The sequence below is a fragment of the Rhizobium sp. AN73 genome, assembly GCF_030757975.1.
GTDB lineage: Bacteria > Pseudomonadota > Alphaproteobacteria > Rhizobiales > Rhizobiaceae > Agrobacterium > Agrobacterium arsenijevicii.
In genome coordinates this window covers 1-14,611 of record NZ_JARWME010000001.1, presented here as the reverse complement: position 1 = coordinate 14,611, position 14,611 = coordinate 1, and the positions used below count along the sequence as shown (strand labels likewise).

Below are 14,611 nucleotides of genomic sequence, written 5' to 3'. Positions count from 1 at the left end.
ATCATGAAAAATTCGTTCGACATGCGCCGGCTTTTCGGCAACGACAACAACATCCTTCAGCTTCTTGTGATCACCGTCATCGTCTTCGCCCTGATGACCTGGATGAACCCCGGCAAGTTCCTGAATTATTACAATTTCGGATCCATCAGCTACATCATGCCCGAACTGGGGATCCTCTCCATCGCCATGATGATCGCCATGCTGACCGGTGGTATCGATCTTTCCGTGGTGGGAATTGCCAATCTGGCGGGCATCATCGCCGGCATTTATTTCCATTCCACCATGGTTCAGGCAGGGCAATCCTCCACGTCGGGCATGGTGTTCTACACCGGGCTTGGCATCGTGCTGGCCATGGCGGTCGGCCTGCTGGCCGGGCTGGTCAACGGCCTCTTGGTGGCGAAGCTGCGCATTACCCCGATCCTCGCGACACTCGGCACAGGCCAGGTCCTGATGGGGCTGGCGCTGGTGCTGACCGGCGGGCCGGCAATCGTCGGCTTTCCTGACGCATGGAACTGGATAGGTAACGGCAAGATCTTCGGTGTCGCGACGCCGTTTCTGCTGTTCATCGCCGTCTGTATCACCGTGGCAATCCTGCTGACGCGCTCCACGCTCGGCATCAACCTGATGCTGATCGGGACCAATCCGCGAGCCGCAGTGTTTGCGGGCATCCGCAAAGATCGCATGATGCTTTATTCCTACATGCTGACCGGCGTTCTGGCGTCGCTGGCGGGGATCATTCTGTCCGGGCGCACCAATGCGGCGAAATCCGACTACGGCGCGTCCTATCTGTTGCAGGCGGTGCTGATCGCCGTTCTCGGCGGCACCAACCCGGCCGGCGGGAAGGGGCGGGTTCTCGGCATCGCCATTGCGCTGATCGCCCTCATGCTGCTCTCTTCCGGCTTCCAGATGATGCGGTTCTCCAACCACCTTATCGACTTCATCTGGGGTGCATTCCTCATTCTCGTCATTGCCATCAATGCATGGCGAAACCCCGGCAGGTGATCCCATGCAGGCGACAGAATTTCATCTCCGCAGGCAGGACTTTACGGACGTCCCGCATCTTCTGGCGGCAAACTGCGGAGGGCTATCTCGACCGCGTTGCCGCCGATCAGTTCGGCGCCAGGATCAGCGCCCTTTGAAACAGGATATCCAGGGAATGTCAGCATGAGCAAGAAAATCGGGGTCGTAGGCTCCAACATGGTAGATCTCATCACCTATGTGAACCGTATGCCCGGACCGGGCGAGACCCTTGAGGCTCCCGCCTTCGAAATGGGTTGCGGCGGAAAGGGTGCCAACCAGGCTGTTGCTGCGGCGCGCCTTGGCGCTGAAGTCATGATGGTCACCCGGGTCGGTGACGATGTCTTCGCCGACAATACCATTCGCAATCTCGAGAGCTTCGGCGTGGATACGCGCCATGTGGTGAAGGTTGCCGGCAAGTCCAGTGGTGTCGCGCCGATTTTCGTCGAGCAATCAGGCGAGAATTCCATCCTCATCGTCAAGGGAGCCAATGCCGATCTCTTGCCGGCAGAAGTCGACAAGGCGGCCGCCGATCTGAGAGAGTGCGGTCTGATCCTCATGCAGATGGAAGTGCCGGTTGAGACCGTCTACCATACCATTGAGCTTGCGGCCCAAAACGGTATCGAGACGATCCTCAATCCCGCGCCTGCCGCTGCCAATCTCGATCCGGAGCGCATCCGCCAGGTAACGTTCCTCGTTCCGAACGAGAGCGAGCTGGCGTTGCTGTCGGGGTTGCCGACCGACACCGACGAAGCCATCGTCACCGCTGCCCGTTCACTGATCGCACGCGGTATTCGTACCGTCATCGTGACGCTGGGCGGACGTGGCGCGCGCATGATTACGTCAAATGAAATCGTCAACATCGAACCCGTCAAGGTAACGCCCAAAGACACCACGGGCGCTGGCGATGCCTTTATCGGCTCCTTCGCCCGCTTTTATGCCGAAACAGGCGAGGTTGTATCTTCACTAAAGAAGGCATCGCTTTATGCGGCGCATTCCATCACCCGTCCCGGAACACAGAAGGCCTATGCCAGCATCGAAGAGTTCGAGGTATTCTGCCGCGAACATGCCAATGCCGCAGCCTGACCAGAAGAATGGACAGAAAATGAGCGAAGCATTCCCCAGAAACAACGGCACCGCTCTCAAACCGGAATGGTTTGAAGATGTATCGGTCAATCGCAGTGCCTCCGAACGGCGTGCAGCAACAATCACCACCCGGCGCTCGGTCAAGAAGGAATATCAGGTCGCCTGGCAGATCAAGGCGATTACCTGCATCGATCTGACAACGCTTTCCGGCGACGACACGGCCGGCCGTGTGCGCCGCCTGTGTGCGAAAGCGCGACGTCCGGTCCGGGACGACATTCTCGAAGCACTCGGCCTTGCGGACGCCGGCATCACAACCGGTGCCGTCTGCGTCTATCCGACCATGGTGTCCCATGCCGTCAAGGCGCTGGAAGGCACGACTATTCCGGTCGCATCGGTGGCGACGGGCTTTCCTTCCGGCCTGACGCCGCTGCCGCAGCGGCTGGCCGAAATCCGCTACGCCGTCGAGCAGGGCGCCAAAGAGATCGATATCGTTATAACCCGTGAGTTCGTTCTGACACAGAACTGGACCGCACTTTATGATGAGATTGCCGCGATGCGTGAAGCCTGCGGCGACGCCCATATGAAGGCTATCCTTGCGACGGGTGATCTCAACACGCTTACCAATGTTTACCGTGCCTCAATGGTGGCGATGCAGGCGGGTTCGGACTTCATCAAAACCTCGACCGGCAAAGAAGAGGTCAACGCCACTCTGCCGGTTAGTCTGACCATGGTGCGTGCGCTGCGCGATTACGGCGAACTGACTGGCCAGATGGTCGGCTTCAAACCTGCAGGCGGGTTGAAGACAGCGAAGGACGCGCTGTCATGGCTGACGCTGATGAAGGAGGAACTGGGCAATCGCTGGTTGGAGCCAGACCTGTTCCGCATCGGCGCCAGCTCTATGCTTGGCGATATCGAGCGGCAGCTCGAACATTTCGTAACCGGCCGCTATTCCAGCGCTCATCATCACGCTGCCGCATAAGGACTGAAAAAATGCGACCCATTAAGGACATTTTGGAAACCATGGAATATGGACCTTCTCCCGAAGCCAATGGTGATGTGAAGCAGTGGCTCGACGCTCACGGACGCTCGTTCGGTCATTATATCAACGGCCGGTTCGTTTCCCCTGATGGCCGCAAGACGATTGCCGTATCAAACCCCGCAAACGGGGATAAGCTGGCGGAGATCGTTTGCGGCAATGAGGAAGACGTGGATCAGGCGGTCAAGGCCGCCCGCACGGCCTTCGGAAAATGGTCGAAGCTGTCGGGTCATGAGCGCGCCCGCTACCTCTATGCCATTGCCCGTCATATACAAAAGCGTGAGCGCTTCCTTTCCGTTCTGGAAACGATGGACAACGGCAAGCCGGTTCGGGAAACCCGTGATATCGACATTCCACTCGTCGCCCGCCACTTTTACCATCACGCCGGATGGGCCGAAATGGTGGAAGACGAGTTCCGTGGTTTCTCGCCCGTCGGTGTTTGCGGTCAGGTGATCCCCTGGAATTTCCCTCTGCTGATGCTGGCCTGGAAGATCGCGCCAGCGCTTGCGGCCGGCAATACCGTGGTGTTGAAGCCTGCCGACCTGACACCGCTGACCGCTGTCGCCTTTGCGGAAATCTGCCACGAGGTCGGCCTTCCGGCCGGCGTCGTCAACATCGTGCAGGGCGATGGCTCGACAGGCGCTGCGATCTGCGGCCATGACGGCGTCGACAAGGTCGCCTTTACCGGCTCGACCAAGGTCGGACGCGTTATTCGCGAGCAGATTGCCGGTTCGGGCAAAAAGCTGTCGCTGGAACTGGGCGGCAAGTCACCATTCATCGTTTTCGAGGATGCCGATCTTGATGCGGCGGTTGAAGGTGTTGTTGACGCGATCTGGTTCAACCAGGGCGAAGTCTGCTGCGCTGGTTCCCGCCTGCTGGTGCAGGAAGGTATTGCCGAGAAATTTTATGCACGGCTGAAAAAGCGGCTGGAAACCCTGCGGGTCGGCGATCCGCTCGACAAGTCGACCGATGTTGGCGCGATTGTTTCCGCCACTCAGGTGAAACGCATCACGGATCTGGTCCGTAAGGGCGTTGAAGAGGGTGGTGAACTCTGGCAGAGTTCCAACCCGTTGCCGGCCACCGGCAATTACGTCGCTCCCGGCTTCTTCACCGAAGTCGATCAGGCATCGACGGTTTGCCAGGTCGAAATCTTTGGCCCGATCGCCGCGGCGACCACCTTCCGCACGCCGGATGAAGCTGTTTCGCTGGCCAACAACACCCGTTACGGCCTCGCCGCCTCCATCTGGTCGGAAAACATCAATGTAGCGCTTGATCTGGCCGCCCGCGTCAAGGCAGGCGTGGTCTGGATCAACTGCACCAACATGCTCGATGCCGGTGCAGGTTTTGGCGGCTACCGCGAAAGTGGCTTCGGTCGCGAAGGTGCGCGCGAGGGGCTTTACGAATATCTGGCGGCAGACTGGGAAAAGAGCCTGCCGGTCACAAAGCCCGCTGAAGCCTTCACGCCATCTGCATTGCCGAACGCTGACAGCAAGATGGCGATCGATGGCCTTGATCGAACCATGAAGAACTATATCGGCGGCAAGCAAGCCCGCCCCGACGGTGGCTACAGTTATTCGGTGACTGGCAAGGGCAACGCCGTGATAGGCATGGCCGGAATAGGCAACCGCAAGGACATCCGCAATGCGGTGGAGGCAGCGTCCAAGGCAGGCAGCTGGAGTTCCGCAACCGCCCATAACCGTGCGCAGGTGCTCTATTATCTCGCAGAGAACCTCGATGCACGGCGTGACGGATTTGTCGCCCGCATCATCGATAGCACCGGTGTGAGCGAAAAGAAGGCGAAGGACGAATTCGACGCATCTCTGCGCCGTATTTCCTATTACGCCGCCCAGGCCGACAAGTTCGATGGCGCTGTGCACTCCACCAAGTCGCGTCACGTCACGCTTGCCATGAACGAGCCGTGGGGCATTGTCGGTATCGTTTGCCCCGATGAGGCGCCGCTGCTGTCGCTGGTGTCGCTGGTACTGCCGGCAATCGCCATGGGCAATCGCGTTGTGGTGATCCCGTCGTCGCTACATCCGTTGATTGCGGGTGATTTCTACCAGGTGCTGGATACGTCGGATGTACCCGGCGGGGTCATCAACATCGTGACCGGCGAACGCGATCTGCTTGCAAAGACGCTGGCCGAGCATGATGACGTTGCAGCTGTCTGGTACTTCGGCTCAACTAACGGAAGCGCGATGGTCGAGCGGGCTTCAGCGGGCAACCTGAAGGCCACCTGGGTCAATAATGGCCGTCAGCCCGACTGGCTTGACCGTACGCAAGCGCAGGGCCGTGACTATTTGCGCAGGGCCATCCAGGTGAAGAACATCTGGGTGCCATACGGAGCCTGACCCGCATCTTGCGGGGCCGGCGACTGACAAGACTGCTTACGGGGGCCAGCGGCCCCCGTAAGGTTTTTGAGTGATATCAACCGCTTTGACCGCAACTACCCGCTGTTGCTCATTCATCCTTCGCCAACAACATGGAAACGTCATTTCGGTTGCCCTGAGGCCGACGCATCCGCAGGTTGATGTTGTAGATGCGCGGCAGTCCTGCCATGACGAACCGGAAACCCAAAGGAAAGCGACCCGTTAGGGGGAGTTTCCATTCATATGGCATCGGCCGACACCCATTTGTTACGGCCTGTCTGCTTGGCGCTCAGAAGCGCAGCGTCCGCCCGTTCCAGGACGCTGCTCACGGTTCCGGCGCCCGGTGAAGTTGCGATGCCGATGGATATGGTGATCGAGTCGAGCAGGCGACCGCGGTAGGTGAAAGGTGCGCGCTCGACCGCGTGCAGGAGTTTCTCCGCAACCTTGATGGCATCTTCAATGCCCGCAGCCGGCATGAGCACGGTGAACTCCTCGCCGCCGAAACGGAACAGTTCCCCCAGATCACCGACGGCTTCCGAAAGGACCTTGGCGACATATTGCATCACCGCATCTCCGGCATCATGGCCGAAGCGGTCGTTGAAGCGCTTGAAATGGTCGATGTCGAGCATCAGGCAGGCAAGCGAATTGGGCGGCTTTTCAATATGCCTGTTCAGCGTTTCATCAAGAGATCGACGGTTCAGAAGACCTGTCAGGGCGTCCTGCCGTGCCATGCCAACCAGCCGCTGCCGAAGCTGGAGGTTTGCAACGGCAAGGCCGATATTTTCGGCGAGGAGTTCGAGATATAGCCGCTCTAACTCCAGCGTCTCGTTACTCTGCGGAATTTCCAGATATAATAAGCCGACAGTGTCTCCCAATGCCGTCAGTGGTATGCACAGGCCTGTTCCGAAACTGCCATGAAGGTGATGGCAGACGACGTCGTCTCCGCCCGGATTGCTGGCGTGGGGACGCCCACGACGGAGAGCCCAGCAATCGTCAATCGAAAATTCCGGGGCGGAAAACGAAGGATCGGACCATTGTCCGGTCGATTGAAGAACCGAACTGTGTTCCTTGAGAACAAGCAGGCGTCCGGCAATGGCTGGGAAAATCTGCGGCATGAATTTCGAAACGACGTCGGACAGTTCATCCTGATTCTGACAGGCCTGAATCCGATGCATCATCTGCAGGATCAGGTCCTTTATGCGCTGGTTCCTGCGGTGTTCCGCGTCAAGCCGTTCCCGTTCCAGCCCGTTGCTGCGGAAGATCCTGATAGCCTGGTTCATTTCACCAATTTCGTCACGCCGGCCTTCGTCGGGCACATCGATACTGTAGTCCTGCCGGGCAAGGCGCGTGACGATGTTGCTCATTTTGATAAGGGGCAAGGCAACGCGTCTGCTGAGGACAAAATAGAGTACGGCCACAAACATCAAGGCGGTGAGCGCCAGCATCACCTTGGCGATCGATCCGTAGAAATCGCTTCGGTCTTTAGCTTGATCAACCATTGCCTGCGAGCGGGCCGAAATGGCTTCTCTCAGCGTCGCGATGGTGTTCAGCAGGCCCGTTTGCAGTCGATAATAATCATCGCCGAACAAGACCTGTTGTGCATCGTTCTGGCGGCCGGATCGATAGGAACTGATGGCGTCGCGCTCCATCTTGTCCAGTGCGTCTGCGCTCTTTCGTATGTCCTGAAATGAGCCTGCCTCTTGCGGCGAAACACCAAGTGCTGCGAGTTTGTCCAGAGTGTTTTCGAGGTGCTTTTCCTGATCTTCGTCAACGTAGAATTTTGCCAGATGCTGCTCGTCACCTCGCATGACGTAAAGACGCGCCTCCTCGGTGCGCTCATTCGCAATGATCGCCAGTTCTTCGGCGAGATCAGTCAGTTCGAGGTGATCCTGGATGGCCACCCGCTCTTGAGAAGCGCTTCTCGCTGATAGAATGAATGTGGTCGCCGATATTGTCGTGAGCACGAGGGTGACAGCATAAGCCAGGTTCGTGATGGTACTAAGTCGCATGATGGCGCCGTATACTTGCCGCACGGCATGTCAACCGGGTGCGGCGGGTCCAATTTCGGAGTCTGCTTATATTAGGCCATCTCGTCAAACGGGAAGTCAACAAGCGGTTAACCGTCAGTATGATCTGTCGCGCCGCAGGCCAAGCAGGAACCCCACGAGATGGTTCTGCGATTGAGTGAGGAGAGAGCCGCATCCATCGGCCGCAGCGCGCTTGACGTCTGGCTGCGAAAGCACGGCTGGACTTTCAAAAAAAGACCGCACATGGAGCAGGAGCGCCCCGACCTACTGAAGCGTCGTTGGGACTGTTCCGGTTGATGGGACGCCATCCACGCATATCCTGAAGCCGGATATAAAGCGACTTGCGGGAAGCGTCGAGAACGAAGCCTTCTGGCTTGCCCTTGCGCGTGCCCGCGTCAAGGTGACGTATAGCCTGGCACGCGGAAGACCACCAAGGGAAGTGTAACTTCACGGTATCAAGTGCTCCTATCTTGCACGATGGCCAACCTGCGGCGAGGTTTGCGCGGAAAATGCAGACACGCGCCGATGGGCGAGCGCCGGTTGTTGTCGGCGTGAGGGTCCCTCGGCCAGATGGTGGCGAGGTTGTCAATATCGACGCGCCGCGCGTTCCCCGCCAGCGGAAGTTTCTAGGCGCGCGCCTCCAGCACCATGTTGAAAGGTCCGGTAAAGGCTCGCCTGACATGCGTAAAGCCACCCGAGCGGATGACCTCGGAAAGCTTCGCTTCGCCGGCCTGCGCCCCCAATCCTTCCCCGACTTCCTGATCAAGCGACGTCGGCACGCAGATCATGGTGGACGCATTGTAGTAGAGGCGGCCGACAGGGTTCATGTTGTCCGCCGGACGGTCGCCCGCGATGGGCTCGACGATCATCCAGGTGCCGTCCTTTTTGAGAATGCGGGACATATGCCCCGCGCACCCACGCGGATCACCCATATCATGCAGACAGTCGAAACTGGTGATGAGATCGAAATCCGTATCCTTGATGTCTTTGGCCGTCGCCGCAACGAACTTCACCCGGTCGTCCACCCCATGGCTTCGGGCATGCCTGTTCGCCTCTTCTATGGATGGCTCGTGGAAGTCGTAGCCTATGAAGCTGGCGTTGCGGTATGCCTCGGCCATAAGAATGGTCGAGAAGCCAACGCCACAGCCGACATCGGCCACCTTGGCGCCGTTCACCAGTTTGTCCTCCACGCCCTGAAGGGCAGGCAGCCACGATTGCACGATATTGTTCACATATCCCGGGCGAAAGAACGCGCCCGTTGCGCAGAACAGGCAACCTGCGGTGTCTCCCCACCGCACCCCGCCGCCGGTCCGGAAGCTGTGCTCAACCTTCGGCTCTCCCTCGATCATTGCGGCCACCAGATCGAAAGCGCCTTCCAGATAGACGGGACTGTCCTTGTTGACGAACACCATCGCCTGCTCGGGTGAGAGACTGAACATCCCGGAACCGCTGTCGTAGTCGATGTAGCCGTTTGCAGCCTGTGCCAGCGCCCACTCCCTGACATATCGCTCAGACAGGCCGCCAGAGGCCGCGGCCAGACCTGCGGACGTTACCGGTCCATCGCGATGCAGCGCATCGAACAGGCCCAGCCTCAAGCCAATCCTGACGGTTGGAACGCTGAAGGCTCCTCCGAGGTCGCCCAGCATTTTGCCAATGAAAGAATTCAGTTTTGTTTCGTCGAGCTGTGTCATCGCATTCCCCCCCCAATTCGCTTCGTTGGCGGGCAAAGGCTGACCGCAAATTGATGCGTCAGTGAATGCTCGTAAGGCCATGTAACATAGCCGAATACCTCGAAATTGTCACGCAAACGACTATCGCCCTTTCGGTGGTCCGTTCCGATCCAGGGTCACCCACACGGGCGATAGACGATGGTTCGGGGAAGTCGTAAACTGGCTGGAAGAGCAGGCAACGATATACTCCTGGGAGGAAACCAATGCCTATCTTCATGGACCGGCACGAGCTTGCCGGAGTTTCAGCGGCGGATATTGCCGCGGCACACCTTAAAGATCTCAACATTCAGGATCAGTATGGCGTCAAGTTTTTGACTTACTGGTTTGATGAAAGGCGCGGTACTGCGTTTTGCCTCATGGATGCTCCGGATGCTGCAACCGCGCAGTGCGTGCATCGGGAAGCGCACGGGTTTGTCGCCAGTGAAGTGGTCGAAGTCGCGCTGTCGGCTGTGGAAGCATTTCTCGGGCGAATACAGGATCCGGTAGCGGTTGAGGCTGTCTCGAAACATATGGACGCCGGCCACCGTGCAATCCTTTTCACGGACATTGTCGGTTCAACCGAAATGACGGCCCGCCTTGGCGATCGGATGTCGGCAGAACTCGTCCGGGCGCACGATGCTCTCGTTCGTGGTTGTCTGGGGCGACGCTCAGGACGGGAGGTCAAGCACACGGGTGATGGCATAATGGCGGTGTTCTCCTCCACGCCATTCGCCGTGGACTGCGCCATTGATATCCAACGCGAGTTCCACCGTTACAACAGCGACAAAGGCGAGCCCATTCACATCCGCATTGGACTGGATTGTGGGGAGCCAATCGAGGACAGCAATGATTTCTTCGGCACGACCGTGCAATTGGCAGCAAGGCTTTGCGCCGCCGCTGAGAGCGATCAGATCCTGATCTCGGACAAGACTTTCCAGGAATATGGCAGCGCTGATGTCCTCGTGCATGGCGATCGGTACAGGCTGAAAGGATTTGCCGAGCCGGTCCTCGCTTATCGTTGCGAGTGGCTGCACTAGTGCCAGGTGCTCGCATCGAATGCGATCACGACGAAACCGCCTGCCGATAACGGCAAGCGTGGAAACCTGTGTGCTGGCGTAGGCAACGCCAGCACAATTGCGCGTAATCAGATGCCTTGCCTCCAAATGATGTGAGGCGGGAAGGCCGTGATCAATCGGGGCGCTGCAGCAAGGCCAGAGCGACCGTGGATGCAGCCAGGATCGCGGTCAGCGCCAGCGGCGCAGTGGCACCGTAGGAATCGACGATATAGCCGCCAAAAACCGCGCCGATACTGATGGCCACCTGAAAAGAAACGACCATCAGGCTGCCTGCCGCTTCCAGGGCGTCGGGTGCGCCGCGGGAAAGGTTGGTCGGCAGCACCACAGGCGCCATGCCGAAGGCAAGACCCCAAAGGGCGACGAGAGCAAATGCGGCACCGGTATGAACACCCCAGACAACCAGGGCGATCGTCGCAAATGCCATCAGAGCGGCGGTAACGATGAGTGCGAGGCGGATACTGGTGTCAGCCATCCGGCCCCCCAGCACATTGCCGATTACGGAAGCGACGCCAAAGCCGAGCAGGGCGAGAGCAATCGGCGTGGTCTCAAGTAGCGTCACCTGTTCGAGAAAGGGACGCACATAGACCGAGCCGGCAAAATGCCCCGTCATCAGCAACAGGATGGCAAGCATCCCCAGCTGAACGCTGCGCCGCCGCGTCAGCCGGAAGACATCGGAAAGACTGTTGCTTGTACTTGCCGGCAGCGAGGGCAGGCTGAATATCTGCAGCAGCATGGCAATGACGGCAAGCCCCGCCGTCATCGACATGGCAATGCGCCATCCCACCCAGCCGCTGATCAAGGCGCCCATGGATGGAGCCGCAATGGTGGCGAGTGAAACGCCGAGTGTGACGATAGCCATGCCGCGCCCGGTCGAATTCGCGCCGACCAACCGCGCCACGACAGCAACCGAAAGTGCCCAGAAGCCGCTGAGCGCAATACCCAGTCCGGCCCGGCCGACCAGCAATAGCCAGAAATCGGCAGCAACTGATGCGAGAATGTTGGAGCCGATCGCCAGCGCACTGAGACCGACAAGCACGGTCTTGCGGTTCAGTTTGCCGATGAGAACATTGCTGAGCAACGCGGTCACAGCACCTACTGAGGCCGTCGCGGTGACGACCTGTCCCGCCGTACCCTCTGTAATGCCGAGATCGCGCGCCATGGGCGTCAACAATCCCGCTGGCAAAAACTCGGCCGATACCAACGCAAAGCTGGTGGCCGCCATCGAAAGAACCGCAAACCAGGTTGCGGCGGTCCATGCGGGTTCTTCTGCGGCCGCCAGGCCAATCGTTGATCCATCAAATTCTGATGTCGTGTCCGTCATGGTGTCTCTCCTTGAGTTGGGAGAGTTTTAACCGAATTTTTCCGGATGATATGTATCTAAAAATCCGAAATTCATGACTATTCCTCCGAAAATTGTGCGTTGCACAATATCCAGCGGCGCGTGTGCGCCCTGCCCAAAGGATCCAGTCCGCTTTAGGATTTGCGTTGCTAGGATACGTTGCCGAGCCGCTCATTTTGCGCAAGCTTGCCAGTTTCAACAGCGTCTGCGATAGTTTGATGACCTCGGGATGCTCGTCGGGATAGCTCGTGCCACGAAGCCGAAGATACAAGTCGAGGCCAAGGATATGCTCCTCACGTGTCCAATCTGGATTGCGAGAAGTTGCCCTTTTCTTGAGTTCTTCCGCGCCGGAGTGCGTGCTGGCGCGTGACCCGTTTTCCAGGCCTTCCGCCCAGGCCCGAACGGCTGTTTGATTGTCTCTGAGTTCGGCCTTCCACAAAGCATGGGCTTGCCCGGATAGTGAGTGCGTCAGAGTGGTCAGCCGATCGAAATGATGGGTCCGCCAACGAAATTCTCGCGCGGCTTGCTGCATCGACTTTAGCGGGAACGTCCAGGAACGATCCTCCTGCCGCCAGGCATCAGGAAAGGGTGCCGCTGCGGTCAGGCCGAGCGGAGGAAAGCCTAGACGATAGCATGCGAAGTCAATGCGTGATTGGATGTTGCCTTGGACGCGTCCATGCCGGGTCATGCCGAGCGCGGACGCGGCCTCAAGGTTCGTGAACGGCGCGATATGGCCATCATTCTCGTTCGCCCTGACGGAAAGCCAATTTAGAAGCTCTTCAGTCCGGATTTGCACGGGTGTCGACCGGCGAGCCGGCGCTTTTTCCGTCAAATTCGGCAGACCGAGGGTTCGCCGCGCGTACCAAAGGGCGCGCGGCGAGAATTCCTCTGGGTGATCGATAATGATCTGTTCGTAGGAAAGGTCGTCCAAATCCTCGTTGCGCAGTCTTTCAAACCCTTGCGTCGGCTTGGATTTCGAAACTGCGGCTTCGGCCGACTCAATCAGACCCCGATTGCGAAGCTGAATGAGCGTGCGCGTCGCGTCGCTGCCCTCGCGACGCTTTATCGCGAGATACTCACTCACGGCATGGACGACTTTTCCCTCGGCGGGCGTGAGTTCGCTCAAGTCAAGTCCAGTCCGTTCGGCGATCATTTCACGCGCGATGAATTCAGCGCGGTCCTTGAAGGCCGCCGCGACTTCCTCATTGAAGTCGACGCGGGTTCGCACGTTCTTTTCCAGTTGCGCCAACGCCTTGAAATCTTTGACGGTCCCTAAAGACCTTCTTATCTGCTCAATCATGCCGAATCCCCCCGCTTCAATTCTCAGGAATTGTAATCTTTTTTTCAACTTTGATCTGCGTTCCGCTGCAAAAGCTAATCCGCCGTCACGCGGCCACCTTCCTGTCGGCCTGGGTTTGAGGATCGAGGGTTATGATCAGTCAGTGGTGACACGGTGTGCATGCCTAAGTGTGGCAGGGTTTATTATCGCATGCGTGGCTGCGGTTGTTGTCCAGCCAATCTGGGGTGACGGATGGCTGATTTCGGCTCTTCCATTTCCAATCGGCGGGGTATTGACTTCCAACTATCATGATTGAGAATTCCAATCGGCAAGGAATTGGAAACGGGTATGTTTGAGCGTCTGGTTGAAAATCGGGTGGTGGAGGCCCTTTCAGACACCCCGGTGGTCCTGATCGTGGGGCTACGCCGGGCGGGCAAGACCACCCCTGTTGGGTGGTTGAGTAAGGCTTTTTTCTCCCCGTCCTTCGGGGAGTTTATTGCGCGCCGTCGCTTATCCAGCGAGGTTTACCGCGCCCGATAAATAACCGGGCGATGTTCGCGTAACGGCGAGGCTGTCGTCTTTTTTTCTCGCTTTCGATCTCTGGCAGGCAGGGCGCTTGTGGAGACTTTAGTCGCGAGGTCTTCAACAGTCAGACGACGGTACCGGCGCTATCGTTGTCGATCCGTGGCAGGGCTGATTTTTTGGGAATACACTCGTGCACATCCTTCTGCCGCCGCCAGTTCAGTAGCAGCGGACATGAGCAGGTTTCCTGTGCACGAGGGCTCGTGCTGCTGGACCGGAGTGTCTTTAAGCCATGCCTTACACGCCTTTATGATGTCGCAGATACCCTTGCGGATGACGTCCTTGTCGGCGATCTGTCCTGCCTGAATGTTGAAAACAGCATCGATCCGGACAGCGGCGCCTTTCTGGCGGGCGACAACGCGCAGCGTCTGAATCCTGCCGCTTCCGCTGGTTTCCTGATGGGCATCGATTGACGACAGTTCCTTGTTGATCTGGATACCTGAGAAACCTTCTGCTGCGACGGCCTGGGCGAGCTTTTGAAGGACAGCGGGTGCTTTGGCTTTCGGCAGTTCCTGAAAGGATTTGTAAGAGACAGCTGTGACCATCGGCACACCTGGAGACTGTGAAGTTTTTCTCGCACGATGCTGCGAAGGCCGGGCTGGAGACGGTGATCAGACCGAGAATTGCGATGGCATGTTTCATATTGCGTAATCCGGTTGTTGGTGAAGGTTTTCAGCTGTTGGCCGCATCAGAATGTCGACCGTTTTCCTCTGTAGGTTGATGGCGGTGGTAATGCTTCATGAGCTTGCGCGAGCGTTTCCATGTTGCGAGGCCATCGGGAACTGTATCGTTGCCGGCTTCCAGCGCCTCGATCCATGAGAGTTCACATTGCAAGGCAGAGGCAATATTGATCGGCGTCCAGCGGATCACCCGCAGGCATTCATTAAAGCGTTCTGGCGACATGATGATTTGTTATGTTCCCCGTATTTTCGCGCAGAGGCTCCCTCACGCAGCCGCGATAGTCAATCATTTTTGCAACTTTTGATAGGCTGAACGATCCGTATTTACCTGTCATTCGATTACATAGGTGCTGTTCAGGGAACAAACCAAGTTACGTTTAACCTTAGCAATACGTAACTGAACGAAGTACA

9 protein-coding genes and 3 pseudogenes are annotated in these 14,611 nt (G+C 58.1%); 6 read left to right on the top strand and 6 right to left on the bottom strand.

The genetic code is table 11. The features are described from left to right. Nucleotides 1-3 precede the first annotated feature (3 nt). The 4 genes from RBH10_RS00060 to RBH10_RS00045 all read left to right on the top strand — a co-directional run bounded on the left by RBH10_RS00060 (nt 4) and on the right by RBH10_RS00045 (nt 5,490). The gene (locus tag RBH10_RS00060; protein ID WP_306180341.1) at nt 4-1,002 is read left to right on the top strand and encodes an ABC transporter permease; all 999 of its coding nucleotides are present in this window, start codon (nt 4-6) and stop codon (nt 1,000-1,002) included. A gap of 162 nt (nt 1,003-1,164) precedes the next feature. Continuing rightward, complete coding sequence (gene rbsK / locus RBH10_RS00055; protein WP_281039732.1) at nt 1,165-2,103, top strand: ribokinase; 939 nt, start codon at nt 1,165-1,167, stop codon at nt 2,101-2,103. A gap of 19 nt (nt 2,104-2,122) precedes the next feature. Further along, nucleotides 2,123-3,082, top strand: coding sequence for a deoxyribose-phosphate aldolase (deoC, locus tag RBH10_RS00050; RefSeq protein ID WP_281039731.1), 960 nt, complete (start codon nt 2,123-2,125; stop codon nt 3,080-3,082). A gap of 11 nt (nt 3,083-3,093) precedes the next feature. Next, the gene (locus RBH10_RS00045) at nt 3,094-5,490 is read left to right on the top strand and encodes an aldehyde dehydrogenase family protein (RefSeq protein ID WP_281039730.1); all 2,397 of its coding nucleotides are present in this window, start codon (nt 3,094-3,096) and stop codon (nt 5,488-5,490) included. 257 nt (nt 5,491-5,747) lie between these two features. Here RBH10_RS00045 and RBH10_RS00040 read toward each other — a convergent pair whose 3' ends face one another. Further along, nucleotides 5,748-7,517 (bottom strand): diguanylate cyclase, encoded by a 1,770-nt coding sequence (locus RBH10_RS00040; RefSeq protein ID WP_281039729.1) that lies wholly within the window; start codon nt 7,515-7,517, stop codon nt 5,748-5,750. A 153-nt stretch (nt 7,518-7,670) separates the two neighbouring features. Here RBH10_RS00040 and RBH10_RS00035 point away from each other — a divergent pair. Continuing rightward, nucleotides 7,671-7,820: pseudogene (locus RBH10_RS00035) on the top strand (IS630 family transposase); the annotation flags it as partial. 341 nt (nt 7,821-8,161) lie between these two features. On the opposite strand, the gene RBH10_RS00030 reads toward RBH10_RS00035, so the two are convergent. Then, a complete protein-coding gene (locus RBH10_RS00030; RefSeq protein ID WP_281039728.1) occupies nt 8,162-9,226 on the bottom strand; it encodes a class I SAM-dependent methyltransferase in 1,065 nt (354 codons plus the stop codon). Nucleotides 9,227-9,468: 242 nt separating this feature from the next. Here RBH10_RS00030 and RBH10_RS00025 point away from each other — a divergent pair, with 242 nt between their 5' ends. Further along, nucleotides 9,469-10,281, top strand: coding sequence for a nickel-binding protein (locus tag RBH10_RS00025; protein ID WP_281039727.1), 813 nt, complete (start codon nt 9,469-9,471; stop codon nt 10,279-10,281). A 151-nt stretch (nt 10,282-10,432) separates the two neighbouring features. Here RBH10_RS00025 and RBH10_RS00020 read toward each other — a convergent pair whose 3' ends face one another. The 4 genes and pseudogenes from RBH10_RS00020 to RBH10_RS00005 form a co-directional block, all read right to left on the bottom strand. Further along, nucleotides 10,433-11,641 carry an MFS transporter gene (locus RBH10_RS00020; protein WP_281039726.1) on the bottom strand — a complete coding sequence of 403 codons (1,209 nt, stop codon included), beginning with the start codon at nt 11,639-11,641 and terminating at the stop codon, nt 10,433-10,435. Continuing rightward, nucleotides 11,616-12,959 carry a hypothetical protein gene (locus tag RBH10_RS00015; RefSeq protein ID WP_281039725.1) on the bottom strand — a complete coding sequence of 448 codons (1,344 nt, stop codon included), beginning with the start codon at nt 12,957-12,959 and terminating at the stop codon, nt 11,616-11,618. Before RBH10_RS00015 ends, RBH10_RS00020 begins: the two co-directional genes overlap by 26 nt. Nucleotides 12,960-13,765: 806 nt before the next feature. Next, a pseudogene (locus RBH10_RS00010) lies at nt 13,766-14,162 on the bottom strand (hypothetical protein); the annotation flags it as partial. A gap of 46 nt (nt 14,163-14,208) precedes the next feature. Beyond that, a pseudogene (locus RBH10_RS00005) lies at nt 14,209-14,423 on the bottom strand (hypothetical protein). Nucleotides 14,424-14,611: the final 188 nt, after the last annotated feature.

Bases quoted from the DNA above. Each gene is read 5' to 3' on its own strand.
- RBH10_RS00045 (WP_281039730.1), top strand. From the start codon at position 3,094: ATGCGACCCATTAAGGACATTTTGGAAACCATGGAATATGGACCTTCT.
- deoC (WP_281039731.1), top strand. From the start codon at position 2,123: ATGAGCGAAGCATTCCCCAGAAACAACGGCACCGCTCTCAAACCGGAA.
- RBH10_RS00030 (WP_281039728.1), bottom strand. From the start codon at position 9,226: ATGACACAGCTCGACGAAACAAAACTGAATTCTTTCATTGGCAAAATG.
- RBH10_RS00025 (WP_281039727.1), top strand. From the start codon at position 9,469: ATGCCTATCTTCATGGACCGGCACGAGCTTGCCGGAGTTTCAGCGGCG.
- RBH10_RS00015 (WP_281039725.1), bottom strand. From the start codon at position 12,959: ATGATTGAGCAGATAAGAAGGTCTTTAGGGACCGTCAAAGATTTCAAG.
- RBH10_RS00020 (WP_281039726.1), bottom strand. From the start codon at position 11,641: ATGACGGACACGACATCAGAATTTGATGGATCAACGATTGGCCTGGCG.
- RBH10_RS00060 (WP_306180341.1), top strand. From the start codon at position 4: ATGAAAAATTCGTTCGACATGCGCCGGCTTTTCGGCAACGACAACAAC.
- RBH10_RS00040 (WP_281039729.1), bottom strand. From the start codon at position 7,517: ATGCGACTTAGTACCATCACGAACCTGGCTTATGCTGTCACCCTCGTG.
- rbsK (WP_281039732.1), top strand. From the start codon at position 1,165: ATGAGCAAGAAAATCGGGGTCGTAGGCTCCAACATGGTAGATCTCATC.